Raw genomic sequence first — 19,785 nt, 5'->3', positions numbered from 1 at the left:
AGAGCACTAGGTTGTTTAGTAATTGTTAACTGGGCTTGTGTTGTGCCGGCTGGTGCAGCCGTTGATGTTTGATAGATTTCGTTCCAATTATCATCAACAACAATCGGAAGTGTGTCGTAAGCAATGATAAAATCTAGACCAGTACCAATAACATTATTGCCTGCGTCTAGATATTGCAATTGAATTTGGATAATCGGGCTAGGCTGTGCTGTGAACTTAGCAAACGAACCAAAAAATTGATAACTTTCGCCTGGATTTGCTGGAACGGTTTGAGAAATGAAAGCTTGAACTGTTCCACTAGCAAATCTGGCTGAATAAATACCTGAATGAGATTGTGTTGGAGTTACAATGGTATTTAAAAATGCCCCCCCAGTGAGATCGCTTGTTTCAAACCCGCCATTAACAACTAAATTTTCAATAGACATAAAAAATCCTCCCTTCGCTAAATTAAGCCAAATAACTAGCGTTAATAGAAATTTAGCTCAACATATAGTATGTAAAAAGAATTGATTTGCAAAGGCTGTTCACTTAATAGAGTGTATATAATTAAAAATATGTGAATGGATTATATTTGTTTAATAAAGAAATAGGTAAGAGCTAGCTGTAAATTGTTCCGTACTAACATGCGGTACAATTTCTATTTCAAAAATGCAGTGGAAGTGAGGAATAAGTTTGCAAAAACATATTTGCTGACGTTTTGCACTTTGAGCAAAGCGAATGGTATGGGGATAATTGCAGTTAAATCCAGCTCTATTCTAAGTTAGAAAAGAAAAAAAGCTTTCATAAAGTAGCTGGAATTGAAAAAGTAGAAGATTTGAATGCAAAAATATAAGAAATTTGAGATACATTTCTAGAATTGATCTATGCGCGTTTTTTAAAAAGCGTTCTATGTTCACGAACCCCTCAGTAAGTCATATAAACCTTCACTGAGGGAGGTTCGCTTTTATCACAGCTAACCGTCCGTAAAATCCCCCCAAAATAGAGAGTAGAGCAAATTGATTGAGGTGGGTGATAACGGACGCTAATGTCCTATCCACTCAACGAACCATCAGTGGGTGGGTAAGATCGTAGACTAAAACCGCCCTCCGCCCACTGATAAAGATTCGTTTTATTAAATAGATTTGATTCGTCCGGGTGGACCGATTACAGTTTGAGAGGGCGGTACATCTTTTACTACCGTCGTACCTGCTCCAACTAAAGCATTTTCTCCTATCACAACGCCTGGCAATAAAGTAGCGTGATTACCGAGCTTAGCTCCCTTTTTTATAACAGGTCCTTTTAAAGCATTTCCACCGGATCGCATATATTTATCATTTGAAGTTGAACAACATGGTCCAAGAAAGACTCTATCTTCAATAAGCATATGAGCAGTTACATAGCAGCCAGTTTGGATCGTTACTTTTTCACCGATGATCGTATGGTTTTCAATAATCGATTGCCGTCCAATAACGCTTTCTTTTCCAACAATAACTTGTTCTCGAATGCTTGCTAAATCACCGATAAAGGTATGATCATGAAGAATCGTAGCACAATAAATAACGCAATGATCACCGGTCTTAACACCAGTTCCAATTAATAAAGGCTCATAATGCTGCTCGGTTGAGGTAATCATATTCTTGTTTCCGGAAGGTTGCTGCCCTAATGAATTGAAATTTCCAATCGTTGCATAGTCTCCAATGATCGTTCCTTTCTTGATTACAACATGGTGCCCAATTGAAACGTAATCCCCAATAAAGACATCATCTTCAATAATGACACCTTCACCGAGTTTGACTTGTTCGCCTATATAAGCAGATTTACTTATCATTATGCTCATCATCCTTTTCTTTCATATTCATAGTAGAAAAAGTTGTTAGCGGCGGATAAACCATTTGATTAATCTTATCAGCTTGATAAAGGCTGTAAATGAAATTTAGTACGTTTTTCGCCTCTGAAGCAGTCATCAATGGTTGATGCTGTTCATCAGTTAATGCTTGATAAAAATCTTGATACATATAATAACGGTCGTCAGTGTCAGTTGAGATATTTATTAATTTGTCTGCGGACATCCGTTGATGCTTAATGTGAAAGTGTTCAATATGATTTAGGGCAGGTCCGTTTATCGCCAATGTACCATCCTCACAAATAAACTGTAGTTGATAACCTAAATTATGTGGCTGTACTTGTGAAGTAGCTGTTACGCTTCCGTAAGCACCATTTTTAAATTTAAACATACTGAGGGCGAGATCTTCTGTTTCTTTCCATGTCGAAAAATTTGTTGTCTTTCCAAAAATCCAATCAATATCGCCCAAATACCAGATTAGTAAATCGGCTACATGCAACCCTTGATTCAGCAACATCCCTCCATCATATTGCCATGTGCCACGCCAATCGGTTTCTTTGTAATACTGCTCGGATCTATTAAGCAAAATAGAGGAAGTAGCAAGATAAGGTTGACCAAATTGATGTTTGTCGAAAAGTGATTTGATTTTTTGGAAAAGTGGTCGATAACGCATCTGGTGACAAACGAGCACGTGTTTCCCTGTCTTTTTTGAACAAGCAATAATATGGTCAGCTTCTTCTAAAGATAGGCTGAGCGGTTTCTCGACAATAACATGTTTATCATGCAATAAACTGTCTATAACCATTTTTCCATGTAAAAAGGATGGAGCCGTTATGATAACAACATCGATGTCTGTTCGTTCAATTAGCGCTTGGTAATCTGTATATAAAGTGAGTTCTTCTGCTGGTTGATAAATGAGTTTATTAACAGCTTTTGCTCTTTCTAGCTTTTGGTCGACTAAGCCGTAACACGTGAATTGTTCTGATAAACGATTCAATGTTTTTACGTGTTTTTCAGCGATAAATCCACAACCAATTATCCCTATTCGTAATTTTTTCATAATTGAGTAACCTCTTTGATTACGTTTATCACTTCAATTTGTTGTTCGTTACTTAAAAATGGATGAAGTGGAATTGAAAAGATCGTTTCTGATAATTGCTCAGCGTTTGGAAAATCTCCTAATTTATAATTTAGAAATTGATAGGCTTCTTGTAAATGTAAGCAGAGCGGATAATAAATGGCTGAAGCTATATCATGGTCGCGTAATGCTTGCATAATTAATCCGCGATTAGAACTTTTGAGACAAAATAGATGATAGACATGTCTGTTATCTTTAGCTTCAGTTAGACATGTGATTTGATTAATGCCTTCTAAGTGTTGCTTGTAACGCTTGGCTTTGTTTCTTCGTTGTGCATTCCAATGGTCGATGTGTTCTAAACAAACGAGTAAAATAGCGGCTTGCATCGCATCGAGCCGGCTGTTAAGACCAATTTCATGGTGATAATATTTCTTGTGACTGCCATGGACGCGCAATTGCTTGATTCGATCAGCAATTGCTTTGTTGTTTGTAGTGACGACACCTCCATCACCAAGGGCCCCTAAATTTTTTGTTGGAAAAAATGAAAAGCAACCAGCATCTCCTAATGAACCGACGGGTTTATGGTTATATGTTGCCCCAAATGCCTGGCAAGCATCTTCGATAACAACTAGCTGATGTGCTTTAGCGATTTGATTAATGGTATCCATGTCTGCAGACTGTCCAAACAGTTGGACTGGAATAATTGCTTTTGTTTTTGCGGTTATTTTATCTGCTATTTTTTTAGCATCAATTAACCCCGTTGTTGGATCAACATCAACAAAAACAGGGGTTGCACCTACGCGTGAGATTGCCTCTGCTGTTGCAATAAAAGTAAACGGTGTAGTAATCACTTCGTCTTTTGGCCCAATGTTATAGGCAATAAGTGCGAGTGTGAGGGCGTCTGTACCACTTGCGACACCCACTGCATGAGTAACACCAACTTTTTCTGCGATTTGGTGCTCTAACTTTGCTACATAGGGACCTAAAATATACTGTCCACTTCTTAGCACATCCTTTATCTCTTCTAGTATTTCAGCCTCAATTGATTGGTACTGTGTTTGCAAATCTAATAATGGAATCATATTATGCATACTCCTTTCTGAATCATTCTCGCGTTACCATATGATAGCTTTCCTCGTTGTGGCACGGCATTAAATAGGTGAAAATATTGATTTGGTGGGATTAGTGATTCTGCCTTTTTTAATAAACTTAAGAACATGTGACGCTATAAACACATATAAAATAATAGATTTTAATAAACAGGAAAGGAAAATAGTGATGAGTGATAAAGCTGTCGAACGTTCCTACTATCCATCGATTGGTGTTGTTGGATTAGGTTATGTTGGTTTGCCAGCTGCGCTTGCTTTCGCCGAAAAATATCATACGATTGGTTATGATATTGATAAAGGCAAGGTTGATGCACTGAAGCTGGCAATAGATCTAACAGGAGAAGTAGATGAAAAGGAATTAAAGGATACAACCTTACAGTTTACTAATCAGATTGAAGCCTTATCTGTATGTGATTATATTATTATTGCGGTACCAACACCGATAGACGCGGATAAAAAGCCAGACTTGTCTTATATCAAGACAGCCTCAGATCAAGTCGGTAAACATATGAAGCGTGGAGCGATCATTATTTATGAATCAACGGTCTATCCAGGCGCAACAGAAGAAGTCTGCTTGCCTTTATTGGCTAGCGCATCAGGATTTGAAGTGGGTAGTGATTTTTCGATCGGTTATTCTCCTGAACGCATTAATCCTGGTGATAAAGAAAATACCTTTAAAACGATTGGTAAAATCATTTCTGGATATGATGTAGAAACGTTAGATAAGATAGAGCAATTATATTGTAGTGTATTAGATGCACCTGTTTACCGAGCAAGTACCATTAAAGTAGCTGAAGCGGCAAAAATTGTTGAAAATGCTCAACGTGATATTAACATTGCTTTTATGAATGAACTGTCCCAACTTTTTGATCAACTCAATATTAACTTTCAAGATGTATTAGCGGTAGCAAAGACGAAATGGAATTTTCTTGATTTTAAACCAGGGTTAGTAGGTGGGCATTGTATTGGTGTTGATCCTTATTATTTAATAACAAAAGCTGAAGACGTTTATTATCACCCGTCTTTTTTAAAAGAAGCACGGCGAATAAATGAGTCAATGATTGATTTTGTAATTGAGCGTGTTCAAACATATGCAGATCAACAACAGCGACAATTATCAGATGTGAAGGTTCACGTTTTAGGTGTGGCATTTAAAGAAAATGTAGCTGATTTACGAAACGCTAAAGCGATCGAGATTATTAAAAAGCTGAAGCAACTAGACGTCAATGTAATGGCTTCAGATCCGCTCGTCTCACCACTAGCCTATCAAGAGATCACAGGCGATCGATTTGTTCCCATTTCTACTCTATGGGATGCAGATGTGATTATGTTACTTGTCCCACATCAGCCATTAGTCACTGCATTAAGTCAGCAGTTATCCACTTGGGTACAAGATAAACCTGTATTATTGATTGATTTAAAAGCTGTTTTAAATCAATTGGCATTACCTAACCATTTATCTTATTGGTGTTTATAGTACAAAGTGAAGAGGAGTCAAATAAAAACGGTTAGTGGTTGGGCTGAGCTCTAACTGACTTAGGCACTGTATTGTCGATCTATGTGTCTTAACATTAATGAGTTGTCAGTGTCTTCTTTATCACAGGTAACTGTTCGCAAAATCCCCGCGACAAACTAGAGAGTTAAGCTGGGGAGTGTTAACGGACGCTAATGTCCTGATTGACTCAACTTCCAATCAGTGGGGATCGAGCGAAAAACACCACTGATTGGAGGTTTGTTTTATGATTTATTCTCAATTAATGCGGTGCTCTGCTGTAAGAGGAAATGCTTCATTTATGATGATTTAATAATAAAATGAAGGGTCACCGTTTTTACATATATATGCTTTATAATTAAGATGGAATAGGAAGGGAAAATATTTGTCAATGGTACTTAGGTTTGTGTATGCTAAGAAGTGGGAATAGACATGAAAATATCGTCTCAGATTCTGAATGAAATGATGCGGACATAAACTAGAAAGTATGATTTAATTATAGAAGGATGGGATATAATGGATGAAAAATTCACTAAGGTGCTTAGTTTGTTTGACCATCCAGATCGAAAAAAATTATTGTTAGACGGATTATGGGGGATTGAACGAGAAACACAGCGTATAACAGCTGATGGCCATATTGCTTTAACCGATCACCCAGCTATATTTGGTAATAAGCGGATGAATAATCAAATCACCGTTGACTTTGCTGAGAACCAATTGGAGTTTGTCACACGTCCACATCCATCTATTGACCTTCTATATGCAGAATTAAAGGAAATTTCTTTAATTGCAGATCAAGGTATTGGCGATCAACGGATGTGGCCGATGAGTATGCCACCACGGTTACCACGGGAACAAGCTATTCCGATTGCTAAATTTGATCACTCTTCAGAAGGGCAAGCAAAAGAAGTTTACCGCAAGGGTCTTGCCTTACGTTATGGAAAAAAACTGCAGATGATTTCAGGTATTCATTACAACTATTCTTTAGGAAATCATTTGCTTCAGCTGTTGCACCAACATTTTCATCAAGAGGAAGATATGACAGCATTTAAAAATAAAGTATACATGAAAATAAGTCGCAATTTCATTAAATATCGCTGGTTATTAATCTATCTTTTTGGTGCTTCACCTGTTGCGGATCAGAGTTATGATTCGGTTATAGAAAAAGAATTGCAAAAAGTCTCTGAGGGTTGCGAAGATTTAAGGCAAGAAAAACAGCTTTTTAAAAAGTGTGCAACTTCTTTAAGGGCAAGTCGGTTTGGTTATTCAACGGAAATACAAGAACAATATCAAGTGTCTTATAATAGTCTAGCTGCTTATATTCAAGATATTAAGAAACTATTATCAACAGAAAGTGAACAATATCGACAATATGGTGTGGAACGCGATGGTGAACGCGTGCAATTAAATACTTCGATTATACAAAATGAAAATGAATTTTATGCACCCGTACGTTTTAAATCAAAAGTGAAGGATAATCAATCGCAAATTGAAGCGCTTGAACAGCGTGGGATCGACTATATAGAAATTCGATTATTGGATATCAATCCATTTAGCAAATGGGGGGTATGTAAAACGCAAATTGATTTTGTCCATCTTTTTGTTTTGTTCTGTTTATTTGAAGACAGTAATCCGACTTCAAATCAAGCACTGATGCGGGCGAGTAAAAATCACCAACTTGTTGCTTTATTAGGACGCTTACCTTATTTAAGATTGTTAAAATCGGAGGATCAACAGATAGAGCTGAAGGAATGGGGAGAAGCGATATTCGCTAAACTTTACCAGATTGCTGAATTAATAGATCATGCAAATAGAAGTGATCGATTTCGTTGTGTTGTTGCAAAAGAACGTGACAAATTACACAACCGTCTTCTATTACCCGCTGAGAAAATAGTTAATGAGATGAAACAAAGGCAGGAAAGCTATATCGACTTTGGCTTACGTTTAGCTAACCAATATAAAAGCAAGTTCTGTAAAGATCAAATCGAAAAAGAGGCATAACAGAGGAATGCATTAAATTTATTTAGGAGTTTTTAAAATGAAACATAGAAAGAGAATAATCTTTTTAATTAGTTTACTTTTGTTCCTTATTATTTTTGGTAGTATAGGTTATTGGTTGCTATTAGAGGTTGGCTGGATAGATGCGCTTTATATGGCGATTATCACTATATCTACGGTAGGTTACGGTGAAGTTGCCCCTATGACAGCAGAAGCAAAGATTTTTTCAATTCTGCTAATCATTATGAGCATCAGTGTGATCGGCTATGCAGGATCAGCACTGATGCGTTATTTTTTTGAGGGGACGCTAAAGCGAGTATGGAGGGAGCGCAAAATGAAAGAACAGATTAATAAAATGAATGATCACATTATTGTCTGCGGAGCTGGAGAGACAGGTAGCCAAGTTATTCATGTTTTACAGCAGCAAAATGCAGATTTTGTCGTTGTTGAGCAAGATGCTAATAAAGTTGAAGCGTTGAAAAAAGATCGTATAGCTGTCATACATGCAGATGCGACAACCGATCAAGCTTTAAATGACGCAAATATTATCCATGCAAGTGGACTTGTCACGAGTCTGTCAACGGATGCTAATAATTTATATACCGTATTAACCGCAAGAGAAATGAATCCAGAGTTGAATATCATTGCACGAGCGATTACACCCAATTCCCACGATAAGTTAATTCGTGCGGGTGCTAACAAGACTGTATCGCCTAATGAAATTGGCGGACATCGGATGGCATCGATGCTACTAAAGCCTTCTGTTATTGCCTTTCTGGATACCATTACGCACTCAGGGCATATTGATCTTAATCTAAATGAAGTGAAAATAGAGCAAGGTTCTTTTGTCGTTGGAAAATCAATTAAAGAAGCAAATATCGCAGAAGAAACCGATTTAATTTTAATTGCGATAAAGTCAAAGAAAGAAAATGATATGATTTTTAATCCTAAATCAGACTATATTTTAAAAACAGGTGATATCATGATCGTACTTGGTGAGCAAGATCAATTAGAAGCGTTGATGAAGTTAGCCCGAAATATATGATCGTTTATAAGTGAAGTGCTCGACTTAAAATAGAGTTAGAGAGTAACGTTCATTTATTTAGGCGTGAGATAATGGACGCTAATATTCGGGTTCACTCAATTAACAATCAGTGGGAGAAGAACGAAAATGTCCATTTTGAGGGTTCGTTTATAATGAATTTAATTTTGTTTGAATAAGTGAGGTGGAATAATGGAACGTTTAAAAAGAAAGATAGCGCAGTTTATGCAAGGGCGCTATGGAATCGATCAGCTTTATATTGCGATGTTGATTTTATATTTTATATTACTCGCTTTTAATCGGCGCATCCATAACCCGTATTTTGGTTTATTGCTCTGGTTGCTCATTGTTGTCGCTATCTACCGTGTTTTCTCTAAGAATATAAGTAAACGCTATGTTGAAAATCAACAATTTCTTAAGTTTTGGAGACGAATAAAAAACAAATTGAGTCTAACCGTTAAAAGACTAGCAGATGTTCGCACACACCGATACCGTAAATGTCCAAATTGTCAAACGGTTTTACGCTTGCCCCGCAAAAGAGGTGTCCATCGAACAAAATGTCCGCGTTGTACGAAACGATTTCAAGTTAAGGTTCGCTTTTAAGTATATTTATCACAGATAACTGTTGATAAAATGCCCGCTGATTGAAGGTTTGTTAGTGGGAAACGATTTACGTTAAAGTGTCGTCGCAGAAGCAAACATATTCAATGGAGATGTCGTGGTGAGCTTTTGATTAACACGATTGGGATGGAGTATCTGGATTGCCGTTATCTACATAAGCAACTTCGAATGAGACTATATTATAGTAAAAGCAGGTACCCGATTATTGGGGTTACCTGCTTTTAATGGTTTAAGAGTTAATTAAGCGTTTCGCAGCTTCTTTAACTTCTGCTAAACCTTGGCTAATAATTTTTTCAGCTTGATCAGGTTGAGCATTATGCCCTTCGATGATCACTTCTTCAATAATTTCCATGCCAAACACACCGGCAAATGTGGTCTTCATGTAGTTTACAGCCATTTCCATTGGTGCAGTTTCAGGTGTTGAATAGACGCCACCACGTGCATTAAGTAAAATGATTTTTTTCTCTGGAAGTAATGGAATTAAACTTCCATCTTCAGCATAATTAAATGTGAAGCCAGCAGAGAAGATATAATCAATAAATGTTTGTAATTTCGCTGGAATGGTTAAGTTCCACAGTGGAAAGGCAAAAGCAATAACATCAGCTTCGCTAAACAAATCCATTGCCTTCTGTTTGGCATCTAATAGACGCTGCTCAGTTTCTGACGGTACTTCATGGGCTTCCAGTTTGGCAAAACCACTAAAAAGTTCTTGACCTAGAACAGGTGTATCCTCTGCGAAAACATCATAAGTTTTAACATTAAGGTTACTTGCTTTAGATACTTCTTCGATAAATGTATCATACATTTTGCTACTAATCGCTTGATCAGACGGGCGATTATTGGCTTTAATAACGAGTAAATTCATTTTAAAAAGTCCCCCAACCATATAATATTTCCAGCACCTTTGCCCAATGGTGAGCAAATCTTTTTAAAAAAGTTCTAAGTGCTGTATAATTTGTAGTGTAAAGATATTTTCAATTCGAGACAACCAATAAATTTAAAAAAATATTGTATAAACAACAATTTTGTAAAAATGTTGAAAGAATGGAGTAGGGAACATGGGTAAAAAAATAGATCCCAGAATTAAGCGAACACGTAAATTAATAATGGATGCATTTATTAAGTTATCTGCGAAAAAATCCTTTGATATGATTACTGTAAAAGATATCACAGAAGAAGCAACGATTAATCGGGCTACCTTTTACTATCATTTCAAAGATAAATATGATTTAATCGAACAAACATTAAAAGAAGATTTGATGACACATGTGATTAGTCGTTTAACAGACTGTGAGAAAATAAATAAAACAGCGATTCGTAAGGTTTTCTTATCACTAATTGATTTTCACAACAATCTTTCATCACGTTGTGAACGCAGTTATTATAACTTTAAATCTTCTATTGAAGTGACGGTTAAACGTGAGTTAGCTGATCAATTTTATCATATTCTATTAAACAATACCGCTTCAAGTCATGATCAAGAGTTAAGATTAACCTCTGTTATGCTAAGTTGGGCGATATATGGCGTTGTAAATGAATGGCGGAATGATCAATCCATTGATGCAGAACAACTGATCGAAACAGCTATGCCGATTTTGTTAAATGGTTTAGAAATCATAAAATAGGCAAGTCATGTAAAGAACCACTTGCATAGGTTGATAGATTTACATGTTTTCCATTAGACGTTTAGCAATCCGCTGATAATCATCTCGATCGATGCCTGGGGCAAATTCTTCAGGCAAATCTTCTAAATGAGGGATAGGTGCGCCTTTTGGTGCACCTTCTTTGACGACTAATGCTTCACCATTTTCAGGGTTTTCACCTTTCCAAATTTGTTTAATATCAACATAGTGACCAACATCGTTCCATGTATAGAGCGCATTGTTGAGACCTTGTTCTTCAAACTTCCGAGCATGATCAAATTTACTATTTGACAAATTAGGGATAGGTACCATCTTTTTGACATCAACGCCTGTTGCTATTTCTAATGCTTTGGCATATGCTAATACATGCGTTCCTCCACGAACCAATAGGTAGCCGATCATTTCTCGTGCCGTCTCGTGCTCGGTCATTTCGTAAACGCGCATTTTATGTGTACGGGCACCAACTTCCAAGAAAAAATTGTGTAGTAAATCAAGTACGAGATTACCACTACTAAAGACGTAATCCCCTCGCCAAGGATTCCCCATTGAATCTCCAGCTAATGCCGTTTGTGCTGTTGCAATAAATTGATACGTATTGCGGCTATCTTTTCCTTCTCTTAATGGTGTAACATCAGGATCGCCAGTATAAAAGGTATTCCCCCTCGATAATAGATTAATAGCATTTGAAACGAGCTCAACATGGCCAAATTCCTCAGCAGTAATACTCGCAACTAAATCATAGAATGGCTTTAATTTATCTTTCCTTCTAAAATTAAAAGATTGGTACATATAATTATTTAATGTAGACATTTCACCAAATTTACCACCTAACAACTCCTGAACGGCTGAAGCTGCATTGGGATCACCATGTTCAGGGATTGGGAGGGCAATGAGCATACGGTTTTCACGTTTAAACATCTAATATGCCTCCTAGTTTCTTGGAATAACCCACACAATTTGTTGGGTGCGAATGAAAAACGGAGATCCACCAGACTCGACGACAATGTGATCTGGCATGACGGTTCGTAGTATACCTGTTACGGTTCCTTGAGTGGTTTGAACAACTATTTCAGAGCGTTCAATCGATTGTAAAGTTTGATATACGTAAGTATCGATCGTATTTACAAAAGAAGGGGTCTGTTCATTCATGAGGTTAAGCTCCTTTCTTTTTTGATATATCAATTATATTTATGATACGATGACTCAATTTATACACTCGAATTAACATCAATCAATGGTACTGTTAGCATTTCTTTGCTATACTTGGTAATTAATAGTTAGAGAGGGTGAATGTGATGGATGCAAACGTCGGTCTTGTTTTAGAAGGTGGCGGTATGCGTGGCCTATATACTGCGGGAGTATTGGATTATTTTATGGATCATCAGCTTTATTTCCCTTATGTTGTTGGGGTATCAGCGGGGGCTTGTAATGCTTTATCATATCTATCGAGACAGAAAGATAGAAGTCGCCAAGTCAATGTTAACTTTGCTAATGATCCCCGTTACATAAATTATAGAAATTTATTTAAAGGTAAAGGCATTTTTAATATGGAGTTTCTTTTTAATGATATTGCTAAAGAATTGATTCCTTTTGACTATGAGACATTTCAGTCGATTGCAGAGCGCCTTGTTATACCAACAACAAATTGTCAAACAGGTAAGGCTGTATATTTTGAAAAAAGTAATACGGATGATGTCATCGAAGCTGTTAAAGCATCAAGTAGCCTACCATTAGTAGGTAAACCTGTTGAATTAGCAGGCTATACATTATTGGATGGTGGAATTGTTGATCCGATTCCGATAAGAAAGTCGATTGAAGATGGTAATAAAAAGCATCTCATCATCTTGACGCGTCCGAAAGGTTATCGGAAGAAACCGTTCCGTGCTAAGATGACTGCACGTATCATCTATCCGCACTATAAAAATCTTGTAAAGGCTTTGGAAATAAGACACCAAGTTTATAATGAGACACTGGCATTCATCGAAGCGCGTGAAGAAGCTGGAGATGTTTATGTCATTCGTCCAGAGGCGCATGAGCAAGTTAAACGAGCTGAGAAAGATCCGCAAAAACTTGATAGCCTCCACCAAGCAGGTTATTTTGCTGCAGAGAAGCAACATGATCAGCTCAATGCCTGGTTAAATCGCAGTCAATCTCAAATAACGGTGTAACTGAAAAATTCTGAATACTTTAACAAAATCGGTAATAAAGATAAGTAATTAAAAACACACGTTTGAGTGTCTTCCTATTTTGTTGAACAACGAATAGGAGGATAGCTCACTTAATGATTTCCAATCTTTTTTACCTCTGTGAGATGAAGTTTGAACAAATTAATACAAGAATTTCAAAAAAATTTTATTAAATTTTCAAAAAAGTATGGTAACAAATTCCCTTTTCCTATATACTGTTGCTATTAGAAGCTCAATACCTACATAATTAGTCGTGTTACTATTATTAACATTCAATGTCAACTTATTTAACAAAAAAATTGACGTTATATTCTTAGTACTTTACACTGTACCAAGTAACCACTTCGAAATACCACTAAATCGCTATTTATACAATTTTTACAATCAACAATTTAGTATTCTATTAAAATTCAATTTTATAATGCATTTTTAAAAAGGAAATATGAAAGATCATTTCATGCAACATAGCAACATATACTGTTATTTTTTCAATATAAATTGTTTTATTTTGAATTGAATTAATATTTTGATAATGATTAAAGAGGCGGTGTATATATGACAAACTCTACTGTTTTATCGGTAGAAGGTTTAAAAACATATTTTTATTTAGATGATAATGAAATCGCTAAGGCAGTTGATCATGTTGATTTCGCGATTGAGCCAGGCGAAACCTTAGCATTAGTAGGTGAATCTGGTAGTGGGAAGAGTATCACCTCATTATCAATTATGAACTTAATTGAAAAGCCCGGGAAAATTGTCGATGGTGCAATTTATCTGAATGGGAAAAATATTGTTGATTTGTCTGATAAGAAAATGACAGATATTCGTGGTAAAGAAGTAGGTATGATCTTTCAAGAGCCGATGACGGCGCTTAACCCGGTCTATACAGTAGGGAATCAAATTATTGAAGTGCTACGTAAACATAAAAAAATGTCGAGTTCGGTTGCTAAAAAGCGGGCTATTGAATTACTAAAATTAGTCGGTTTTCCTAGAGCAGAAGAAACGATAAAAGAACACCCTCACCAGCTTTCAGGTGGGATGCGTCAACGGGTCATGATCGCGATTGCCATTGCCTGTGAACCCAAGTTGCTAATCGCTGATGAACCGACGACAGCCCTTGATGTGACGATCCAAGCGCAAATACTAGATCTAATTGATGAGATGAAACATAAATTTGATATGGGCGTTTTGCTAATCACCCATGATTTAGGAGTAGTAGCAGAATATGCGGATCGTGTCTTGGTTATGTATGGTGGACAAATTGTTGAATCAGCTACTAAACAAACGTTATTTAATGATCCTAAACACCCTTATACAAATGGTTTACTCGCTAGCCTTCCTAGCCTTGATAAGCAGACGGATCGACTAGGCGCTATCAAAGGGACCGTGCCACCAGCCCATCGCTTTCCGAAGGGATGTCGATTTTCAACACGTTGTCCACATGTCATGGAGAAATGCCTACATGCGAATCCTGATCTTATTCCAGAAAGTGATGGACACGAGGTGCGGTGTCATTTATTCAAATAATACGATATAGGCGTTAATGTACATAGGAGGTTAATGATGGAAGTTAAAAATAGTGAAGACAACACAAGGATAGCAGAGGATGTGCTGATCCAAGTCGAGCATTTGAAAAAATATTTTCCGATCAAGGGTGGAGTCTTAAAGCATACAGTCGGTCATGTCAAAGCGGTTGATGATGTGAGCTTGACGATTAAAAAAGGCGAGACTTTAGGTATTGTAGGGGAGTCTGGTTCTGGTAAATCAACATTAGGGCGGATGATCATTCGTTTGCTGGAACCCACAGAAGGCAAGATTTATTTTGAAAATGATGATATTACGGATTTATCAAATCGGAAAATGAGACCCTATCGTAAAGATATGCAAATCGTTTTTCAAGATCCATTCGCTTCTCTAAATTCAAAAATGAGTGTCAGTGAATTAATAGAAGAACCTCTTCTGATTCAAACAGACTTAACAAAGAAGGAACGAAAAGAAAAAGCTTTGAACCTTTTAGAGAAGGTAGGCCTACGTGCTGATGATCGAAATAAATATCCACATGAATTTTCTGGAGGGCAACGTCAACGTATTAGTATAGCAAGGGCACTAGCGATTAATCCTAAATTTGTTATTGGTGACGAACCTGTATCTGCATTAGATGTGTCGATCCAAGCGCAAGTATTAAACTTAATGGCTGACCTACAGGATGAATTTGGACTGACTTATTTGTTTATTGCCCACGATTTAAGTGTGGTCAAACATATTAGTGATCGCGTAGCGGTTATGTATTTAGGGCGAATTGTTGAAATTGCGCCGAAAGATGATATTTATAATAATCCGCTTCATCCCTATACCCAAGCCTTATTGTCGTCTGTCCCTGTGACTGATTTATCGAAGAAGAGTGAAAAGATCGTACTGGAAGGGGACCTGCCAAGTCCGTCAGATCCCCCGTCAGGTTGTGCGTTTCGAACCCGTTGTCCACTCGCTCATGATCGATGTACGACTGAGCGACCACATCTGTTAAATCGTGACAATGGCCATTCTGTTGCCTGCCATTTGCATGATAATAAATAATTTAACAATGACACCCGTCATTTAACGCTAGCTATGGAGGTGATTGCTTAGGTCCATATTAAAAAGATTGAGTGGTCAAAATTTATCAAATTCAAATCAAGGGGGAGTTTTAATGAAAAAGTTCTTACTGATGTTATTACTGTTACTATCTTTTAGTGTGGTGTTAGTTGCTTGTGGCGATGATGCTGATGATACGACAAATGATGCAGAGCCTACTGGTGATGAAGGAGAGGCAGAAGAGCCGGCTAGTGGTGATCCTGTTGAAGGTGGATCGATTACTGGAGCGATGCACTCGGCACCAACTGGTTTGTTTAACCCGATTTTTTACACAGAGACATACGAGAATAATATTTTATCTATTACTCATGAGAGCCTTGTTTCACAAAAAAATGACCTAGAATTTATCCCGAGTTTAGCGAGTGATTGGGTGACAAATGAGGATCAAACAACGATTACGTTTACACTTGAAGAAGGTGTGACGTGGCATGATGGCGAACCATTTACTGCAGATGACGTTGTTTATACTTATTCAGCATTAGCTGATCCTGATTATATAGCTGCCGGTGGTGTACGGACTGTGTACGTTGAAAATTTGTTAGGCTACGAGGATTACAGTTCTGGTGAGACTGATGAATTTGAAGGTGTAACAGCAGATGATGATTATACCGTAACTTTCCACTTTGCTGAGCCAAATGTTAATCCTTTGTATTATTCTAGTTTTCCAATTATTCCTGAACACGTATTTGCTGATATACCAGTAGCTGATATTCCATCACATACGGCTTCTTTAGATCCTGGTGAAGTGATTGGGACCGGTCCATTTGCTTTTACAGACATGGTTGAGCGGGAGCAATATAATTTAACACGTTATGAAGACTATTGGCAAGGCACGCCGTATCTAGAAGAAATCACTTGGCGAATTGTTGATCAATCCGTTATGACTGGATTGTTAGAAACGGGTGAAATTGACTTTATTGCAGACCCTGAAGGTGTTGCTGCTGCTGATTATGAAACGGTATCAGGATTTGGTAACGTGACGATCATCGAACAACCAGACTTTGGTTATCAAATAATGGGCTTTAAACTCCATCACCGCACATCAAGTGACGTGGAAGATGGTGTTATTGATCCAGATAATTGGGAGGAAAACGAGAAGATTTCTGATCCACTTGTCCGTCAAGCGATCGCTCAGGCGATTAATCGTCCTGGCTTTGTTGAAGGTTTGTTATATGGACGTGGTGACGTGATCAACTCACCAATTGCACCACAATTTTGGGCTTATACCGATGAGGTTGACCAAAATGAATATGACCCTGCAGCTGCTGAAGCACTATTAGACGAAGCGGGTTATGTAGATGTCACTGATGACGGCTTCCGTGAAGATCCAAATGGAGAAGAATGGATTCTCAATTTAGATTATCCAGTCGGTAATGAATTACGTGAACGTTCAGCACCGATTATTGCTGAAAATCTTGAGGAAATCGGCATTCAAGTCAATTTAAGACAACCTAAAGAATTTACAGCATATGCTGAAGAATTAGAAAATGATAATACAGATTGGGATCTTTACCTTATCGGTTGGAGTTTATCGAGTTCTGATCCAGATCCATCAAGTCTATGGGGAACACGATCAGCATACAACTATTCACGTTGGAACAACCCTGAATCTGATGAGTTGATGCAAGATGCACTATCTGCACCTGATGCCTTTGAACAAGATTACCGTGCAGATGTTTATGCAGAATGGCAACAGCTCTATGCAGAAGATTTACCAGCTGTTATTTTATATGCACAAAACAAACTATATGCTCACAATGACCGTTTCCATGGCGTCGACCCACTGCCTTATCGTTTTACGAATAACACGCATTTATGGTGGGTAAGCGAGTAAAGTCATTGACAATCACATGTAAAATGTTTTCATAGTAGTCAAATCGACTATCGACTAGGGATATGTAGATAAATTTAAAAAATAGGGGTATGTGCAAGGTTATGTGTACATACCCACCCTTTTTTGTTTCGTGAGTAGTGTGCAAAAGTTTTCTTAAATAAGTGGGAAGCAATCGCACGATCATTTAAAAGGATTAAGTAAGGATAAGAAAAGCTAACCTATTCGTTAAAGGGCGAACGAATTGGTGTTTTTCTAAGGAGGATTTCTCACAATGTATAAGTATATCATTCGAAGAATATTAATTTTTATACCGATGTTATTGGCATTAACGATCATTGTATTTGCCCTTGCTCAAGCTGCACCGGGGGACCCTTTTACTGGTCAAATACTCGATCCAAACATTGACCCGGAAGTTTATGAAATGCGGAGAGAAGAGTTGGGGTTAAACGACCCGATTCCTGTGCAATATTTTAATTGGCTGACCAGTATTCTTAGTGGTGATCTGGGTCAATCAATCTATTACAATGGACGATCTGTATTAGATTTGATTAGCCAACGTTTTCCAAATACGATGTATTTAGGGCTTTTTGCATTAGCTATCACATTAACGATTTCAATACCTATAGGGATTTATTCAGCACGCAAACCGTATTCTGCCTTGGACTATGGAGCGACTGGCTTCGGTTTTCTAGGTTTAGCGATTCCAAACTTCTTTTTTGGCTTAATAGCTATTTACGTTTTTTCAATTAACTTTGGTTGGTTTCCTTCACAAGGTACCATAACGAGTAATAACTTAACAGGTATTACGGCTTTAATTGATCGACTCCATCATCTTGTTCTTCCTGGAATCACACTTGGATTAGCTGGAACCGCCACTTATATGAGGTATATGCGTTCTGAAGTGCTAGATGTGTTAGGTAGTGATTATATTCGAACGGCTAAAGCTAAAGGGATGAGCAGTAATAGTGTCCTATACAAGCATACGTTAAGAAACGCTTTAATCCCCATTGTTACATTGATGGGCTTTGAATTTGGTGCGCTAGTTAGTGGAGCGGTTATTACAGAGCAGGTCTTTAATTTTCCTGGTCTTGGAACTTTATTTTTGCAGTCTGTTATGAATCAAGACTATCCGGTTATTATGTCTATGTGTTTATTATTTGGCGTTTTTATTTTAGTAGGGAATCTGCTTGCTGATATTTTTTACTGCATTGTGGATCCGAGAATACGTTATGATTGAGGTGAACGATAATGCAACAACTTAATGCACAAGAAACGCCATCTGTTGAACCTATTAGACCACCGGAAGGTCAAGAACCTAGCAAAAATAAGGCAAGCAAAAGTCCCTTTCAATTAGCGTTTGCGCGATTCCGAAAAAATAAACTTGCCATCGTAGGTATTGTCATTTTAGTAAGTATTGTCCTTATTTCAGTATTTGCCGATCTACTAGCAACCCATGATCCAACAAAAAGTAATTTGCTTTTGATTGAGAATGGACCGAGTAGTGAGCATATATTAGGAACAGATGGATCAGGAAGAGATAATTTTTCAAGATTGCTTTATGGCTCAAGAATTTCATTGATTGTCGGCTTTAGTGCCATGATTTTCACATTGATGATCGGAACGACCTTAGGGTCAATTGCAGGCTATTATGGTGGGAAAATCGATAGTTTTATTATGCGTCTTACTGATTTGATGCAAGCACTGCCATTTTTTGTTCTTGCTTTAACGATTATTTCGATTGTGCCTGAAATCACGATCGCATTGTTCGTCACAATAATAGCACTAACAAGTTGGCCTAACTTAACCCGGATCATTAGAGGGACATTTCTATCATTAAGAGAGCAAGAGTTTATGTTGGGGGCTAAAGCGATTGGTGCTTCTGATTTTCGAATCATCTTTAAGCATTTCATTCCTAATGCGATCGGCCCTATAACGGTTAATGCTACTTTAATGATGGCGCAGATGATCATTTTTGAGTCTGGTTTAAGCTTCGTAGGTATGGGGATTCCTCAACCGACACCAACTTGGGGGAATATGCTGTCACAAGCACAAAATATTCGGATTTTACGAAATCATCCAGAAGCATGGATTCCAGCGGGATTAGGTATTTTCTTAACCGTTTTAGCAATTAACTTTATTGGTGACGGTCTTCGTGATGCTTTTGATCCAAAAAGCAATAGAAGATAGATAATTAAGTTGACTTTATGAGCGATCATAAGTCAACTTTTTTTATAACAGATAACTGTCTGTAAAGTTTCCACCTCAAACGAGTTGGAATAAGCGCATCATAGAGCTGCATATAAGGACTTAACGAAAGGGATGTTTGTTG

General features: G+C 37.5%; 18 protein-coding genes. 11 read left to right on the top strand and 7 right to left on the bottom strand.

The annotated features are described in order from the left end of the window. The 4 genes from B494_RS0118470 to B494_RS0118455 all read right to left on the bottom strand — a co-directional run. Window positions 1-425, bottom strand: a 425-nt coding sequence (locus B494_RS0118470) for an NTTRR-F1 domain (protein ID WP_017473859.1), incomplete at its 3' end; no start/stop codon positions are given. Between the two features lie 686 nt (window positions 426-1,111). Then, window positions 1,112-1,807 (bottom strand): N-acetyltransferase, encoded by a 696-nt coding sequence (locus tag B494_RS0118465; protein WP_017473858.1) that lies wholly within the window; start codon window positions 1,805-1,807, stop codon window positions 1,112-1,114. Continuing rightward, window positions 1,797-2,882 (bottom strand): Gfo/Idh/MocA family protein, encoded by a 1,086-nt coding sequence (locus B494_RS0118460; RefSeq protein ID WP_017473857.1) that lies wholly within the window; start codon window positions 2,880-2,882, stop codon window positions 1,797-1,799. The genes B494_RS0118465 and B494_RS0118460 overlap by 11 nt, the downstream gene beginning before the upstream one ends. Further along, on the bottom strand, window positions 2,879-3,982 hold the full coding sequence (locus tag B494_RS0118455) for a DegT/DnrJ/EryC1/StrS family aminotransferase (RefSeq protein WP_017473856.1): 1,104 nt from the start codon (window positions 3,980-3,982) through the stop codon (window positions 2,879-2,881). The genes B494_RS0118460 and B494_RS0118455 overlap by 4 nt, the downstream gene beginning before the upstream one ends. 196 nt (window positions 3,983-4,178) lie before the next feature. On the opposite strand from B494_RS0118455, the gene B494_RS0118450 reads away from it, so the two are divergent. From B494_RS0118450 to B494_RS0118435, 4 genes are all read left to right on the top strand, one after another. Continuing rightward, the gene (locus B494_RS0118450; protein WP_017473855.1) at window positions 4,179-5,486 is read left to right on the top strand and encodes a nucleotide sugar dehydrogenase; all 1,308 of its coding nucleotides are present in this window, start codon (window positions 4,179-4,181) and stop codon (window positions 5,484-5,486) included. Window positions 5,487-6,017: 531 nt separating this feature from the next. Then, on the top strand, window positions 6,018-7,502 hold the full coding sequence (gshA, locus tag B494_RS0118445; RefSeq protein WP_017473854.1) for a glutamate--cysteine ligase: 1,485 nt from the start codon (window positions 6,018-6,020) through the stop codon (window positions 7,500-7,502). Window positions 7,503-7,539: 37 nt separating this feature from the next. Beyond that, on the top strand, window positions 7,540-8,544 hold the full coding sequence (locus tag B494_RS0118440) for a potassium channel family protein (RefSeq protein WP_017473853.1): 1,005 nt from the start codon (window positions 7,540-7,542) through the stop codon (window positions 8,542-8,544). A 189-nt stretch (window positions 8,545-8,733) separates the two neighbouring features. After that, complete coding sequence (locus B494_RS0118435) at window positions 8,734-9,144, top strand: TFIIB-type zinc ribbon-containing protein (RefSeq protein WP_017473852.1); 411 nt, start codon at window positions 8,734-8,736, stop codon at window positions 9,142-9,144. A gap of 247 nt (window positions 9,145-9,391) precedes the next feature. Here B494_RS0118435 and B494_RS0118430 read toward each other — a convergent pair whose 3' ends face one another. Beyond that, the gene (locus B494_RS0118430) at window positions 9,392-10,027 is read right to left on the bottom strand and encodes an FMN-dependent NADH-azoreductase (RefSeq protein ID WP_017473851.1); all 636 of its coding nucleotides are present in this window, start codon (window positions 10,025-10,027) and stop codon (window positions 9,392-9,394) included. Between the two features lie 193 nt (window positions 10,028-10,220). Between B494_RS0118430 and B494_RS0118425 the strand changes: the two genes are divergently transcribed. Continuing rightward, window positions 10,221-10,787, top strand: coding sequence for a TetR/AcrR family transcriptional regulator (locus B494_RS0118425; RefSeq protein WP_017473850.1), 567 nt, complete (start codon window positions 10,221-10,223; stop codon window positions 10,785-10,787). 39 nt (window positions 10,788-10,826) lie between these two features. Here the strand turns inward: B494_RS0118425 and B494_RS0118420 are convergent, their stop codons facing one another. Together B494_RS0118420 and B494_RS0118415 are read right to left on the bottom strand one after the other, a co-directional pair. Beyond that, a complete protein-coding gene (locus tag B494_RS0118420) occupies window positions 10,827-11,723 on the bottom strand; it encodes a manganese catalase family protein (RefSeq protein ID WP_017473849.1) in 897 nt (298 codons plus the stop codon). 12 nt (window positions 11,724-11,735) lie between these two features. Next, window positions 11,736-11,954, bottom strand: a complete 219-nt coding sequence (locus tag B494_RS0118415) for a YuzF family protein (protein WP_017473848.1) — start codon at window positions 11,952-11,954, stop codon at window positions 11,736-11,738. A 146-nt stretch (window positions 11,955-12,100) separates the two neighbouring features. On the opposite strand from B494_RS0118415, the gene B494_RS0118410 reads away from it, so the two are divergent. The 6 genes from B494_RS0118410 (at window position 12,101) to opp4C (ending at window position 19,643) form a co-directional block, all read left to right on the top strand. Further along, entirely contained in the window at window positions 12,101-12,973 is an 873-nt protein-coding gene (locus B494_RS0118410) for a patatin-like phospholipase family protein (RefSeq protein WP_017473847.1), read from the top strand. A gap of 573 nt (window positions 12,974-13,546) precedes the next feature. Continuing rightward, window positions 13,547-14,518 carry an ABC transporter ATP-binding protein gene (locus B494_RS0118405; protein WP_017473846.1) on the top strand — a complete coding sequence of 324 codons (972 nt, stop codon included), beginning with the start codon at window positions 13,547-13,549 and terminating at the stop codon, window positions 14,516-14,518. Window positions 14,519-14,554: 36 nt separating this feature from the next. Next, the gene (locus tag B494_RS0118400) at window positions 14,555-15,565 is read left to right on the top strand and encodes an ABC transporter ATP-binding protein (protein WP_017473845.1); all 1,011 of its coding nucleotides are present in this window, start codon (window positions 14,555-14,557) and stop codon (window positions 15,563-15,565) included. A gap of 112 nt (window positions 15,566-15,677) precedes the next feature. Beyond that, window positions 15,678-17,456: an ABC transporter substrate-binding protein gene (locus B494_RS0118395; protein ID WP_017473844.1), complete on the top strand. Its 1,779-nt coding sequence runs from the start codon at window positions 15,678-15,680 to the stop codon at window positions 17,454-17,456. Window positions 17,457-17,727: 271 nt separating this feature from the next. Then, window positions 17,728-18,693 carry an ABC transporter permease gene (locus B494_RS0118390; protein WP_017473843.1) on the top strand — a complete coding sequence of 322 codons (966 nt, stop codon included), beginning with the start codon at window positions 17,728-17,730 and terminating at the stop codon, window positions 18,691-18,693. 11 nt (window positions 18,694-18,704) lie between these two features. Next, complete coding sequence (opp4C, locus tag B494_RS0118385; protein WP_017473842.1) at window positions 18,705-19,643, top strand: oligopeptide ABC transporter permease; 939 nt, start codon at window positions 18,705-18,707, stop codon at window positions 19,641-19,643. The last annotated feature ends 142 nt before the right edge of the window (window positions 19,644-19,785 follow it).

The organism is Amphibacillus jilinensis Y1 (assembly GCF_000306965.1).
GTDB lineage: Bacteria > Bacillota > Bacilli > Bacillales > Amphibacillaceae > Amphibacillus_C > Amphibacillus_C jilinensis.
Note: the sequence above shows the minus strand (reverse complement) of the source record. Positions and strands in the feature narration are given on the sequence as shown.

Excerpts from the sequence above, each read along its gene's own strand:
- B494_RS0118465 (WP_017473858.1), bottom strand. The coding sequence starts at position 1,807 with ATGATAAGTAAATCTGCTTATATAGGCGAACAAGTCAAACTCGGTGAA.
- B494_RS0118460 (WP_017473857.1), bottom strand. The coding sequence starts at position 2,882 with ATGAAAAAATTACGAATAGGGATAATTGGTTGTGGATTTATCGCTGAA.
- B494_RS0118455 (WP_017473856.1), bottom strand. The coding sequence starts at position 3,982 with ATGATTCCATTATTAGATTTGCAAACACAGTACCAATCAATTGAGGCT.
- B494_RS0118450 (WP_017473855.1), top strand. The coding sequence starts at position 4,179 with ATGAGTGATAAAGCTGTCGAACGTTCCTACTATCCATCGATTGGTGTT.
- gshA (WP_017473854.1), top strand. The coding sequence starts at position 6,018 with ATGGATGAAAAATTCACTAAGGTGCTTAGTTTGTTTGACCATCCAGAT.
- B494_RS0118440 (WP_017473853.1), top strand. The coding sequence starts at position 7,540 with ATGAAACATAGAAAGAGAATAATCTTTTTAATTAGTTTACTTTTGTTC.
- B494_RS0118435 (WP_017473852.1), top strand. The coding sequence starts at position 8,734 with ATGGAACGTTTAAAAAGAAAGATAGCGCAGTTTATGCAAGGGCGCTAT.
- B494_RS0118430 (WP_017473851.1), bottom strand. The coding sequence starts at position 10,027 with ATGAATTTACTCGTTATTAAAGCCAATAATCGCCCGTCTGATCAAGCG.
- B494_RS0118425 (WP_017473850.1), top strand. The coding sequence starts at position 10,221 with ATGGGTAAAAAAATAGATCCCAGAATTAAGCGAACACGTAAATTAATA.
- B494_RS0118420 (WP_017473849.1), bottom strand. The coding sequence starts at position 11,723 with ATGTTTAAACGTGAAAACCGTATGCTCATTGCCCTCCCAATCCCTGAA.
- B494_RS0118415 (WP_017473848.1), bottom strand. The coding sequence starts at position 11,954 with ATGAATGAACAGACCCCTTCTTTTGTAAATACGATCGATACTTACGTA.
- B494_RS0118410 (WP_017473847.1), top strand. The coding sequence starts at position 12,101 with ATGGATGCAAACGTCGGTCTTGTTTTAGAAGGTGGCGGTATGCGTGGC.
- B494_RS0118405 (WP_017473846.1), top strand. The coding sequence starts at position 13,547 with ATGACAAACTCTACTGTTTTATCGGTAGAAGGTTTAAAAACATATTTT.
- B494_RS0118400 (WP_017473845.1), top strand. The coding sequence starts at position 14,555 with ATGGAAGTTAAAAATAGTGAAGACAACACAAGGATAGCAGAGGATGTG.
- B494_RS0118395 (WP_017473844.1), top strand. The coding sequence starts at position 15,678 with ATGAAAAAGTTCTTACTGATGTTATTACTGTTACTATCTTTTAGTGTG.
- B494_RS0118390 (WP_017473843.1), top strand. The coding sequence starts at position 17,728 with ATGTATAAGTATATCATTCGAAGAATATTAATTTTTATACCGATGTTA.
- opp4C (WP_017473842.1), top strand. The coding sequence starts at position 18,705 with ATGCAACAACTTAATGCACAAGAAACGCCATCTGTTGAACCTATTAGA.